This is a genomic window from Moraxella bovis (assembly GCF_002014975.1).
In the GTDB taxonomy this organism is placed as follows: Bacteria; Pseudomonadota; Gammaproteobacteria; order Pseudomonadales; family Moraxellaceae; genus Moraxella; species Moraxella bovis.
Genome location: NZ_MUXV01000022.1, coordinates 24,062 through 37,726, shown reverse-complemented (window position 1 = coordinate 37,726; position 13,665 = coordinate 24,062). Strand labels below are relative to the sequence as shown.

Genomic DNA, 13,665 nt, shown 5'->3' with positions numbered 1-13,665 from the left:
CGATAAAATAAATGATTACAATAAATCGTAAAATAATCTCTATTGTACTCTGTTTTGACAAATTTCCCAAATTTTTTACAATAAAAAACGCACCGAGATAGTGCGTTTTTTGTCATTAAAATCGTGCTGTGACACCAACGGTAAAAGCTCTGGCAGGTAGCGGGGCGATATAACGCAAGGGTGAGTTATGCGGGCGAGCATCCTCATTAAGCAAATTTGTACCACCAAAACGCAACGTCATCGGACTGCCCAACCAATACACGTCTTTTTTCACATCTGCACTGATAAGTGTGTAGGCAGGTAGTGCTGTCTCGCTTTTGGCGTTTTGATAACGCGGCTCATCATAATACACACCATTAATACCCACTTGCCAATCCTGATACTGCCACTTCACCCCAAGTCCGTAGCGATTGGTTGGCATATTTGGCATATAGATACCGTCGTTATGTAAAGCCACTTCACCAGCATTTAGATGTTTGTTTTTAACCAAATCAGCAAATGACGATATCGTCATACTGCCATAACGCCCCAAATCAAAATCTCGACTCACATCTACTTCAAAACCCATTACCTGAACGTCATTTTGTTGCCAGTATTTTAATGGCATCCTCGCTCCACCTGTAATCGCCCCACTTGACGCCATATGAATGTAGTCGGTGAACTTATTTGCATACACTGATGCATTTACATCAAAATCCGAACCATCAAATGATACAGACAATTCTTTGCTTTTTACCCGCTCTGGTTTTAGGTTTTGATTGCCTTCTTCGTGTGCCATGATGCTATAATGTAAATTGGATGCATAAAGCTCATTAATGTCAGGTGCTCTTTGGCTATCGGCATAGCGAGCCTTAATGCCCACTCGGTCAAACGGACGAAAAGATGCTTGGATATCATAGCTATCTAGCCCATATTTTCTGCCTTCTAGCTTTGTATTCTTGGCGTTACGATGTGTGGCAAAGTCACCCACAATATCGTGTTCAACACGTTCATGGCGGTAACCCAATGTCAAATCCACAGGCTTAAATGATAGCGTTTCTTGTAAAAACACCCCATAAGTTGTTGTATTCACATTAGGCAGATACACCGATTCGCCCGCTCCTTGAACCTGTCTTTTAGAGCCGTTTACCCCTACCACACCCGACATAAATGATTGGGGCTGATGATAAGCCGATGTGGCAAATTGACTGGTGTGAAAACGGTAGTCATTAGCCAACTGCTCCCCCACATTCTCTTTACTCCGCTCATCAACCCAACCAGCATGAACGGTCATGCGATTTAGCCAAGGCGAAGCATGATGTGTCTGTGCTTCGACGGCCAGTTTATTTTGCGTGCCATCAATACGCACGGGCTGACCGCTTTTATAATCAAGCCCTGCTCCTAGATTTGACATGGAAAAACCCGGCAGTCCATAGCGACTGTGCTTTGTATCAGCAGATAAAGCGATGTAATTGCTTTTGCCATGTCCTTGCCAAAAATAACTACCTGCCACGCCCAAGCGATGATTTTCAAGATCGCTATTACCTAATTTTTTATGATAATTTTCGGTAATGTCCAAAATTTTATCCACTTTCTCTATCTTGTCAGGGGTGCCTGCGACATAGTGAGGATTGTCTTTATATCTGGGATTTGGCGTATTGGTGAACACATCTGCCAATTCAAGCCCCCAATCGCTGTATTTATCATGAATCTTGCCCGTTGTCATGTCATAATAATCGGGCATATAGTATTTTTTGGACGCGATGTTAAATTCGCTTTTGATGACGGGCTGGCGTTGGCATGAATTAACCAAATTCATGTTATAACCAAGCCCGTATTGGTTACTCGAAATTAATTGACTGTCACACACCTTCGCCTTGCTCGCCCCCACAATGTCATAGCCATCTAACTGCTGAGTGGAATACAAGACATTGACACTGATGTTTTTTTGGTTGTTAAAATTCGCCTTGATGCCATGCGAGTCAATGTCATTAAAACCTTTTTGCAAATGTACTTCAAGCCCCACAGGCTCATCATCAAGATGCTTCGGCACAAGACCGCCATCAATCTCTACGCTACCACCGATGGCATGACCACCTTCTTTTACGACATTATTAAACTTTTGCACACCAACCAAACGATGAAATACTGGGTCAAAAGCGACATTTGTCCCTGCACTCATGGCATTTAGCCCATTGACCACCATGCCGTTTTCTGTAATATTAACTCGATTGCCAGATAAGCTACGCACAACGGGCGAACCTGCATGCGGACCAAAACTACTACTCTGCACGCCTGAGATGCCTTTAACTGCATCGCCAAGTGTTTTATTATCTGATAATTTATTATAAATATAGGTGGCGTTTGGTGCTTTTTCATCAAGATAGATGGTCATTGCAGGTAATTGAACATTGGGCAACTCTTCTGCCATTGCCGTCTGAGCCAATATCGCCAACATCATCAAATTTAATGTACGTAAATGCATAATTACCTCAAAAAAAGTATATTATTACATAACAATTACGCAAAAACAACAAGTATCTTTACACAAATTTCAAGCTTACATACCAATGGAACCTAAAAATTAACACAAATTATAATGCGGGCAATGCACCATTTTGGACTTAGGCTTTTAATAGCACGTATTGTACACCTTAGCCCAAAAACAAGCTTGTAGCACTTTTGGAGTTGTTTGGGTATATCATGACATACAATTAATTAAGCTCAAAATACACCACATTAGGTTTTCCGTTCGTGGTGAGCTTGTCGAACCATAACGGAAAACCCTTCACCCGAAGGCATAGCTCAGGGCGAACGGTTTTGGTGTTTTTTGAAGTTAAATTGCCATACAAACCGTTAGTGCAGACAATAAAAAAACCCAATCACAAGATTGGGTTTTTTAGGTAGTGGCATATTAACCTTGGGCGGCAGCTTGGGCGGCAGCAACTTCGGCAGCGAAGTCTTCTTGCTTTTTCTCAATGCCTTCGCCAACTTCTAGGCGTTTGAAGCTAATGACAGTTGCGTTTTCAGCTTTTAGCACATCGCCAACTTTTTTGTCGTTGTCAATGACATAAGGCTGATTTACCAAAGTCACTTCGTTTAGGTACTTTCGAACACCACCAGTAATCATCTTCTCGACAACCGCTTCTGGCTTGCCTGACTCTTTGGCTTTGGCTTCGATGATGTCTTTTTCACGAGCTAGGATGTCGGCAGGCACGCTCTCTTCGTTTACCGCCAGTGGGTTAAAGGCAGCAACTTGCATGGCGACAGCTTTACCAAGCTCTTCTGAACCACCTTCATAAGACACCACAACACCAATACGCAGACCGTGACGGTAAGCGGCTAGGTTAGCACCTTCGATGACTTCGGCACGGCGAACTTGTACGTTCTCACCGATTTTTTGTACTAGGGCAACACGAGCTTCTTCTACACTCACGCCATCTTCATAAGACAATGCAGAGATAGCAGCCACGTCAGTGGTGTTATTTGCTAGGGCAAGCTCAGCCACTTTGTTGGCAAATGCGGTAAAGTTTTCGTCTTTGGCAACGAAGTCAGTTTGGCAGTTTACTTCCAATAGGAGTGCCTTGCCAGCCGTTTGGGCGATGATGATGGCACCGTCAGCGGCGATGTTACCTGCTTTTTTGGCAGCTTTGGCTTGACCTGATTTACGCAAGTTGTCAATGGCAAGCTCGATGTCGCCATTTGCTTCTTCTAGGGCTTTTTTACATTCCATCATACCAAGACCAGTGCGGTCACGGAGTTCTTTTACGGTTTTTGCAGATACTTGAGACATGGATTTTACCTTTTAAACTTATTTTAAATATTAGCATATCATACCATCATGAATGCTTGACGACAAATTTATCAAAAAAGGCATGAACGTTTATGCAGACATTCACGCCTTTTGCTTTATCAAACAGTAATTTGATAATTATTCAGCTTTCTCAGCGTTTGCTTCTTGCTCTTGCTCGCCACCTTTGCTTTGAGTTTTGGCATACTCTTTACCTGCGATGATGGCATCAGCCATGGCAGTGGCATATAAAGTTACAGCACGGATGGCATCGTCATTGGCTGCGATGACATAATCTACGTTGTCAGGATTTGAGTTGGTATCGACCACGCCAATCACAGGAATGCCTAGGTTTTTGGCTTCTTTAATGGCGATGGCTTCATGGTTAACGTCAATCACAAAAATCGCATCAGGCAGACCATTCATCTCTTTGATACCACCCAAAGCACGCTCTAGCTTTTCCATGTCACGGGTACGCTCTAAGGCTTCACGCTTGGTTAGCTTGGCAAAGGTGCCGTCTTCAGCTTGCTTTTCTAACTCTTTTAGGCGAGTGATGGATTGGCGAATGGTTTTCCAGTTGGTCAATGTACCACCCAACCAGCGATGGTCGATATATGGCATGCCTGCACGTTGTGCTTGCTCACGGATGGCTTGACCTGCAGCACGTTTGGTGCCGACAAATAGGATTTTGTTACGGTTGGCTGCTTGACCGTTAGCAAAGGTTAGAGCTTCATTGAACTGCTTAACAGTGTGTTCAAGGTTGATGATATGAATGCCGTTACGAGCACCAAAGATGTATTGATTCATCTTTGGATTCCAATAGCGGGTTTGGTGACCGAAGTGAGCACCAGCTTCTAACAAGTCACGCATGGCGATTTGAGTAGGATTTGACATGATGTGTCCTTAAAGTTTGGGTTATGCCTCCACGAACGAGTCTTAACGAATTTATCTTAATAAAGCCACAAAAGCATAGCAAGACAAACACCCCGATAAGCCAAAAGCAAGTCCTATGAAAATAAAAGCGTACATTTAGGACTTTAATTCGTGTGTGTCATTAAAGTTAAAAGTAAATGCTTAAAAAGCCATTTATTATAGCATAGATTGATCTTCTTGACAACAAAATCCGTCCACTCACCAATAAACTTTTAAAGTTATTTGCTTTGTGGAGGGATGTATGACAAAGGTTAGAATTAACTGCTATAGCCCACACAAATGCCAATCACGCCATCATGCTCACGCCAATGAAAAGGAATGACATAGGTACGCTTGTCTTTGGGCAAGAAATTTACACTTGGCGCCCCATCAACAATCTTAGGTGGCGAGATGATAAAATCTGAACCAAACTCTGTGCGTGCGTTACCCGATACCGTATTTGCCACTTCACCAATAAGGTCTTTTAATAGTGCCAAAGAATTCTCAGGCTCACCTAAAGTGATGAGCAGGTCACGCAGTAGTGGGGTCTCTGCACTCACATATACACAGCCCGTCAAAGGACCTGTAATGGTAATAATACCACTATAATCATAAGCCAATGGCGTGGCATTACTGTTTAAATAAGGGGTGTCCACCTCGGTTAATTTTTCACCAACTTGGTCAAAAAACGCCATCACTGAGCTGATAAAAACATTTAATTTTTCTGCTTTCATAATACTTCTCTTAATTTCTGTGCCATGCCCTATGTCAAAATAATTTTTCAAGTAAAGCAGGCAGGAAGCCACCCAAGGACTTCCATTGGTTACAAATTCTCAACAAGCGTACACTTAACACTCATCAAACAACAATCAGTCATGCATTAACTCATCGAGTGCTGCAATGAGTTCTTCGTCAGAAAATGGCTTGCATAGAAAACCGCTAGCACCTAGTGATAATGCTTGAATGCCTGTGGCTTTGTCAGAAAGTGCTGAAACCACCAAAATACGCACCTCTTCATCTAAAGCAACCAGCTTTTCAATGCACTCCAAACCATCCATCTGAGGCATGGTCAAATCCATGGTCACAACATCAGGTTTGTGCAGTTGAAATTTTTCAACTGCGTCCGCCCCATTGGATGCTGTGGCAACCAACATGAATTTTTCGTTATTGTAAGCACGTTGAATGCGATTTCTGATGATGTTTGAATCATCAACAACCATTAATTTATACATATAAACTCCATTATAATACCCGCAAGCCTTCTAAATAATACAGCACTTGCAGGTTTTTGTAGGGTGTGCCTACCCTTGATACATTTTTATGAAATATGATTAAAATTCAACACTTTCATTTAGGACGTACCTACCATTGATGATGTTTTATCAAATTCGGTAGAAACTTAAAGTTTTGATTGATTCTTTCATTGCAAATATCAAAGATAGGCATGCCCTATTAAAATTAATCACATGGGTAGTTTAATTACAAAGCGACAGAATTGACCATCTTCACTTTGAACATTAATTTTACCACCAAATTCCTTCACACGATCTTTGACAATGTCTAGTCCCACGCCACGACCTGCATCTTCATCGGTTTGGTCTTTGGTGCTAAATCCTGATGAGAACAAGGTGTTCAATAAGCGACTCTTTTCAAAGGCATACACCTCATCTTCAGTATAAGTGCCTTTGGCAATAATACGCTGACGAATCGCTTCATAGTCAATGCCCCTGCCGTCATCTTCCATACTAAAAATAAAGTCGCTCTTATTATCTCCTGCGTAAGACTGCACCATTACTTTTACGGTACCCATCTCGTTTTTGCCATTTTGGACACGAGCGGTGGGCGAGCCAATACCATGAACAATGGCATTACGAAGTAGCTGAACACACAACTCTTTAGTGACGGTTTTTAGGCGTGCAGGAATCTGTTGACCCTCCAACCCTTGAGTGTCTAGTTGTACAAGTTTACCTTGACGTTCGGCAATGTCTTGGGCAAACTGCTCTAAATACTCAACCAGCTCTTCTTTGGCATCCACAGCTTCTTCTTTTGCCACCTGAGTCATTTCACTTCTTAGGTAGTCTTCTTGGACTCTGGCACTAACCTCTTGACAACCATGACTCATCATATTACGTGCTGCTGCATTGATACGTTCGCCCAAACCAGCAATGGTATTAGACAGACTTAACAACTCATCTAGATGCACCGTTAATGGCAAGAAATCATTACCTGAGAGTGTTGCTTGGTTTTGTAATGCATGCAGTTTATTTTCTGCCTCAGAAGCAATCCTGGTAAAACTGTGTAGCTTAAGGGCTGACGCTTCACCTTTTAAGCTGTGCATTTCACGATACAGTGACTTAGTTTTGTTTTGCAGTTCAAATTGTGAATTACCTGGATTTTTGAGCGTATTATTCATCTTCTCAATATGCTTGTGCGTATTGTCAATAAACTCACTAATCACACCAGGGCTTACGTTCAAGATGGTGGTAAGCATCTCAATCTGCATGTCATTTTGGACACGTTCTTGTTCTAGACGTTGCTCTAGACGTACCGCATCTGAGATGTCATTAACGTTCACCAAGATACGAGCAATGTCTTTGCCTTCATATACCCGAGAGAATTTAAAGTCAAGATAGCGATTCTCACTGGTACCATCTTCACTCTCACGCTGAATCATTACCTTATTTAAAGGGTTTAAGCTGTCCACCAGTTTTTCTTTAACACGTGGGTTGTATAGCTGGTCGATGAATTTTTGTGTGGTGTCAAGGTCTTTATCTGAGATACGATTACGAAGCACAGTGGTCAAGTTCTCGCCACCTAAGCGATTAGTACCGATGATGTCACTCAGGGCTTTTGAGTGTTGCTGACCGATGTTTAGGTCTCTGTCAAGCAGGAACAAACCGGTGTTTACCGTCTGCATGATCTCAGCGGTTTCTTGACGTGCCGCTTCGGTCTTAGCATCCGACTCACGCAGACGTCTTAGCACGATGAGAATAAACACGGCAAAATACGCCAAAATCGCACCCACCCCAACAAGCTGAATAATACGAATATTGCGAGCCTGAGTTTCGGCAATGTTCGTTACGTCAGAAGTTAGATCATGCAAAGCGTCATTCATCGCCAAAGATGAAATTTTGGCTTGCTCACCTACCAAACGCAGTGGCGTACTAGAATCTGCAGTAATGTCGCTTGCCACCGCCAGATACACATCTACCCTAGGTTTTAGAGCATTCCATTGTTCTTGTGCCGCCTTTAACTGGGCGATTGCACTTTCATCTGTCACCTTTGGCAGCTGATGAGCATCACCATGCAAGTCATGGTAGATACCAGCATTTTCAATGGCAGTCAAAGTTGCATCAATAGATTTACTGGTGGCATCTAGACGAGTCAATACCGTTTTCATGTGGGGGGACGTGATGTCCTCACCATAGCTTAATTGCATGTCAAAAATATCTTTAATGAGTGACTGCGTGTCGTTAGCAACCCAATGTGTGGCGTTCGCCAAGGTAGAGTTGCGTTCTAACACGTTTGATGCATAAAACGTAAATGCAAGCAAGACAAAAATCAATGCCATAAAAAGCGACATCGAGAGAATCAAACCCTGATAACGCCCTGTGGCTGGTGTGGCATTTTGAGACATAAATACTCCTAACGAGAAGTGACTGATAACCTTATTGTGGCGCTATACATTCCTTTAATATTTTTATTACATCATAAAAATACCCGAACCAAGCAACAAGGCATCTTATTAAAGTCCGCCCAAATCATATCATCACACTCAAAACCATCATGGAATGACCCCATCAGCCATCGCAACAGGTTGTTACAAGTGTTACAGATTTATTTCAAAATTTGGGCATATACCTAACATTATAACACAACCAGCACAATTATCATCAAAAAATTATTAATTTATCAGGGCAATTGCACTTATATTTAATTTTCAGCAAGGCAAATTACCCTCATAAAGAAATCGTCAATTTCCAGACATAAATCATTAGGGCGTGCCTACCATTGATAACATTTTATTGAAATTTGATTAAAATTATTGAAATTTGATGATTTAATCAATTTTTTCACGAAAAATGGCCATTCGACCACTTAATCGTGTGAATTTTCAAGATTTTAACTTAATTTCTTTAAATTAAGTGGTCGGATTGTTTTTCTGCGTCAAAAACTTGTCTGATAAAAACTCACAGCCTACGATTTTTTCTTGACAAATGTGCAATTTTTCTCTTTTTTTATTGCAAATACCAAAATTTAACACGCCCTACACAGATTTATTGATAAAAATACCAATCAATCCCACCAAACTTGTTTTGTGATAAAACCATCAATCCTTATCGCTCATTACTTATTTTTGTAAAATTTTATAGCCCATTCATCCCACCAAAAAATCGCACAACTTCATCGGTCATGAGACTATATTTTATCACGGTTAATCAATCACAATAATCAATTTATCCAAACCCTCTTAGAGCTACTGCACACGTTTTACCCATGCACCACTGCCGTCCACACGACTGTCGTTTTTGATTTTGTCACGCAAAGCGGTGGCGGCGTCTTGGTTTTTCTCTGAACCGACCAGTACTCGTACGCCACGACTGGTCTGACTGGTACTGACCTTATAGCCAGCGTTTCGGTATCTTTTGGCAAGCTCATCAGCTTTGGCTTGGTTGTCAGCCAGCGACACCTGCACGCCATAGCGGGCATTACTATCGCCGTCACTGCCCTTTTGGCGGGCTTCTTTTAGGCGTTTATCAGCACTGGCGGCGGCAGCTTTTTGGGCTTCTCGCTCTTTGGCTTCTCGCTCTAAGCGTGCCACTTGTGCTTTTGATGGGATTTTGATGGTTTTGCCAAGCGGTAGGGGGTCGTGTCGCCCCATGTTGTTGGCTTCGGCAAGGGCGGAGACAGGCACGCCATACTGACGAGACAACTTAATCAAACCGTCGCCACGCACCACTTTGTGCTGACCATTATTGGCATTTTGTGGGGCTTCATCACGGGCTTTTTTGGCTTGTTCTTTTTTCTCTTTCTCAGCTTTGTCTTTCTTATCCTGTGATTTTTGGGCTTTTAGCTTATCGGCTTTGGCTTTCTCGTCCTGTTCTTTTTTGGCTTTTTCTTTGTCGTCTTTTTCACGCTGTTCTTGCTCTTTTTTGGCTTTTAGCTCTTTTTCTTTGGCAAGTTTTTCCAAGAGTTCACGCTTTGCCTGTGCCTTGGCGACAGCAATGGCTTCGGGGCGTGTTTCCACCGTCAACGTGTCGGCAGGCGTGGCTGTGGCTTTTTGCTCAGCGGTCGCCTTATCAAGAGCCAGCTGCTGGGCTTTTTCTTGGGCTTCGATGAGTGCCATGGCTTCTTTTTCTTGGGCAAGCGTGCGAGCTTCTCGGGCTTCTTGTTTGGCGCTCAAAAGTTTGCTCTCGGTCGCCATGTCCACGGTCAAAGGCTCAACGGTTGGGCGAACCACGCCGTCATCGGCAGTGGTCGCCACGTTGTCTGTTTGGGGGATGGTCTTAGCAGTTTGTACGTTTTGGGCGGTGTCGCTTTGTCCTTGATTGACGGCATATAAAATCACACCACCACCCAAAACCAAACTTAATCCTAATAATAACTGTTTTGAAATCATCGTCTTATCACGTCTGTTAGTAATGTTTTTATTTTACCATAAAAGACAATAAAGCCAATCGGATTTATCCTGATTTTACAATTTTCTTAGACAGAACGTGGGTCATCCGCTAGCCCCAGCGCAATCAAACTCTCGCCTATCGTATGAAACGAGCCAAAACACAAAATCACGTCATCATGATTCGCCTGCGTCTCCACACTCTCTACCGCTTTAGCAATGTTGTCATGGGCATAAACGGTACTGTTTGGCAAATGCGTGGCGATTTTGGTGTGTAGCTCATCCACTGCCACCGCTCGCACATTGTCAATCTTACCAATATGCCAAGCGGTGATGGGCAACTCAAAACTGCCAATCAAGGTTAATACTTCATCAATGTCTTTATCAGCAAGCATGCTAAATAAAAAATGCAATTTGGTATTTGGATTACTGTTTTTAACATTTTGCCAAAAAGGGATAAATGATGTCATCAAAAAACTAATGCCATGCGTATTATGCCCAACATCAAAAATCCATTGTTTGCCATTTATCATTCTTTTATCAAATCGCCCTGATAATTTGATATTGTTTAAGCCGTTTTTAATATCGTCTATGCTGACGGTTAATTCACTTGCCAATATCGCACTGATGGCATTACTGGCATTAATCAGGGCGATATTTGGTTTGGGCAAATCTAATGCCATCGCTCCATTGGCATATATCCAATTTTTATCATGTGCTTGATAAATAAAGTCCTTACCATATTGATAGTATTTGGCGTTTTTGTCATGAATCATTTGGGATACGCTATTAGGCATATCACGCTCGCCATATATCACAGGCATATCATCACGGATAATCCCTGCTTTTTCAAAACCGATTTTTTCTCTATCATCGCCCAGCCAATTAATATGGTCAATGCCGATATTGCTAATCACGCCAATATCAGGGGCAATGATATTCACCACATCAAGCCGTCCGCCCAAACCAATCTCTAATACCCAAACATCGCATTTTAATTCTTTAAAAATCCAAAATGCCGATAACGTCGTCATTTCAAAAAATGATAAAGAGACATCGCAGTCCGTGCGAGCTTTTTCACAGGCATTAAAGGCTTTTATCAATAACTCATCATCAACATCTACCCCATTGATTTTAATGCGTTCGTTAAAACTTATCAAATGAGGGGATTGATACAAGGCGGTTTTGTAGCCAGCTTGGGTGCAAATCTCGCTGATGAGAGCGGTGGTCGAGCCTTTGCCATTGGTGCCTGCGACTGTAAGGACATAGGGGCGGTGTGGCAAGTCGTCTTTTAATACGCCCAACGCTTGGGCGACAGGTAGCACACGGTCAAGCCCCATGTCAATGGCGGAGACATGGATTTGACCCAGATAATTAAGCCAATCGGAGAGGGTTTGGAGGGTGTTCATGGGTGTTTTTGGTGTTAAAAATTTAGGGTATTGTGCATGATTTTTGGGGTTTTTTCAATAAAATTTAAGGGCGTTAAAAGAAAAACCCCATTTAGCAAGCCAAATGGGGTGTTATGCGTGATGATTTAGCTCACATTCGGCAATTTCATCATCTTGGTCAGCAGTCTATACACCGTATCCACAAGCTCATGGCGGTGTACCACCATATCCACCGTGCCTTTATCCAGCAAAAATTCGGCACGTTGGAACGGTTCATCAAGTACTTCACGCACGGTCTGCTCAATCACTCGCTTACCTGCAAAGCCAATCATCGCACGTGGCTCGGCAATATGCACATCACCCAGCATGGCAAGACTTGCCGTAACCCCGCCATAGACAGGGTTGGTCAGCACCACGATATACGGCACGCCCGCCAAACGCAAGCGTTCGATGACCGCAGACGTGCGAGCCATTTGCATGAGTGATAGCAAGCCTTCTTGCATTCTTGCCCCACCGCTAGACGCAAAGCAAACAAGCGGTTTACGCTCGGCAAGGGCTTTTTCGCCCGCCATGACAAACCTATCGCCCACCACCGAACCCATAGAACCGCCCATAAATTTAAAATCAAACGCACAAGCAATCAGCTCCAAATTCTTGATTTTGCCATTCATGGCAATCAAGGCTTCGCTCTCGCCCGTGGTCTTTTGGGCTTCGCTCATACGCAAGGGATAAGGCTTGGAATCCGTAAATTTTAGGGGGTCGCCTGCTTGGTAGTTTTGCCCAAGCTCGCCTGTAATGCTGTCAAAAAACCACGCCAACCGCTTGCGAGCCGACATTGTCAAATGGTGGTCGCAGTCGGGGCAGACGTATTGATTAAAAATCAAGCTGGTGTTGGTCGTCAGCGTGTGGCAATTTGGGCATTCTGTGGACGGCTCGGTCTCCACCGCAGACGGCTGAACGATACGGTCTTGCTTGATAGACGGTACAGGGCGGTTTAGCCATGTGGTTGGCGTTTGGGCTTGGGTGTCAGTCATGGTATTCCTAATTCAATATCCAAATAGGCATAGTTTACAGTTGTTTTGATGATTTGGCAAATGGTTTTTGTTAAAGGCCATCAATGGCTTGGCGTAACTCGTCCATTTTTGAAAGCACCTTATCAATGGCAAGCTCCAGCTTGTCCTTGTCATCGCCCACATCAGCAAAATGACGCACCAATTCACTACCGACAATCACACCGTCCGCAAACTTGGCAACCGCTTTGGCACTTTCACCGTCTTTTATCCCAAAACCCACACAAACAGGCAAATCGGTATCGGCTTTAATGGATTGGACTTGGCGAGCCACTTCATCGGTATCCAATGCCTTTGAACCCGTTACGCCCTTGACCGAGACATAATAAATAAAGCCTGTGCCGTGCTTTAATACCGCTTGACGGCGGTCGGCTTGTGTGGTTGGGGCAAGTAAAAAAATCTGATTGATGCGTTTGTCGGCAAGTCTTTTGGACAGCGTGTCGTCTGTTTCATTGGGCGGTAAATCGACAAGCAATAAGCCATCCACACCATTTTGTGCACACAAAGTTAGAAAATCATCATAACCGATAATTTCCACAGGGTTTAAATAGCCCATTAACAAAACAGGTGTTGTGGTATTGGTCTTGCGAAATTCGCCCACCATTTGCACGGCTTTTTTGGTACTGGTGCCAGCGTTTAAAGCTCGCTCACCAGCTAGGCTAATCACCTGTCCGTCCGCCATTGGGTCGGAAAATGGCAAGCCAATCTCAATGATGTCCGCCCCTGCCGATACCAGCTCGTGCATTAAATCCACCGTAACGGACGGATTTGGGTCGCCTGCCATAATATAAGGGATTAGGGCTTTTTTGTTTTGCTGTTTTAGGGTAGCAAAGGTTTCTTGAATTCGAGTCATCATTTATTCCTATTTAGAAATTTCTAATGGTAAATTTAATAAACGATAATTTTTAT

The 13,665-nt window shown here is 43.1% G+C and carries 10 protein-coding genes; all 10 read right to left on the bottom strand.

The annotated features are described in order from the left end of the window. Nucleotides 1-115: 115 nt before the first annotated feature. Complete coding sequence (locus B0182_RS05220; RefSeq protein WP_078273912.1) at nt 116-2,464, bottom strand: TonB-dependent receptor domain-containing protein; 2,349 nt, start codon at nt 2,462-2,464, stop codon at nt 116-118. Between the two features lie 429 nt (nt 2,465-2,893). Further along, on the bottom strand, nt 2,894-3,772 hold the full coding sequence (tsf, locus tag B0182_RS05215) for a translation elongation factor Ts (protein WP_078273911.1): 879 nt from the start codon (nt 3,770-3,772) through the stop codon (nt 2,894-2,896). Between the two features lie 138 nt (nt 3,773-3,910). Beyond that, on the bottom strand, nt 3,911-4,663 hold the full coding sequence (gene rpsB / locus B0182_RS05210; RefSeq protein ID WP_078273910.1) for a 30S ribosomal protein S2: 753 nt from the start codon (nt 4,661-4,663) through the stop codon (nt 3,911-3,913). A gap of 296 nt (nt 4,664-4,959) precedes the next feature. Next, on the bottom strand, nt 4,960-5,415 hold the full coding sequence (locus tag B0182_RS05205) for a chemotaxis protein CheX (RefSeq protein ID WP_029103043.1): 456 nt from the start codon (nt 5,413-5,415) through the stop codon (nt 4,960-4,962). Nucleotides 5,416-5,550: 135 nt separating this feature from the next. Then, the gene (locus B0182_RS05200) at nt 5,551-5,913 is read right to left on the bottom strand and encodes a response regulator (protein ID WP_029103044.1); all 363 of its coding nucleotides are present in this window, start codon (nt 5,911-5,913) and stop codon (nt 5,551-5,553) included. 230 nt (nt 5,914-6,143) lie between these two features. Next, nucleotides 6,144-8,318, bottom strand: a complete 2,175-nt coding sequence (locus B0182_RS05195) for an ATP-binding protein (RefSeq protein WP_078273909.1) — start codon at nt 8,316-8,318, stop codon at nt 6,144-6,146. A gap of 840 nt (nt 8,319-9,158) precedes the next feature. Beyond that, nucleotides 9,159-10,250 (bottom strand): SPOR and LysM peptidoglycan-binding domain-containing protein, encoded by a 1,092-nt coding sequence (locus B0182_RS05190; RefSeq protein ID WP_158079639.1) that lies wholly within the window; start codon nt 10,248-10,250, stop codon nt 9,159-9,161. Nucleotides 10,251-10,387: 137 nt separating this feature from the next. Continuing rightward, nucleotides 10,388-11,707 (bottom strand): bifunctional folylpolyglutamate synthase/dihydrofolate synthase, encoded by a 1,320-nt coding sequence (locus B0182_RS05185; protein ID WP_078273907.1) that lies wholly within the window; start codon nt 11,705-11,707, stop codon nt 10,388-10,390. 125 nt (nt 11,708-11,832) lie between these two features. Next, nucleotides 11,833-12,720, bottom strand: a complete 888-nt coding sequence (accD, locus tag B0182_RS05180) for an acetyl-CoA carboxylase, carboxyltransferase subunit beta (RefSeq protein ID WP_078273906.1) — start codon at nt 12,718-12,720, stop codon at nt 11,833-11,835. A 70-nt stretch (nt 12,721-12,790) separates the two neighbouring features. Continuing rightward, nucleotides 12,791-13,609 (bottom strand): tryptophan synthase subunit alpha, encoded by an 819-nt coding sequence (trpA, locus tag B0182_RS05175; protein WP_078273905.1) that lies wholly within the window; start codon nt 13,607-13,609, stop codon nt 12,791-12,793. Nucleotides 13,610-13,665: the final 56 nt, after the last annotated feature.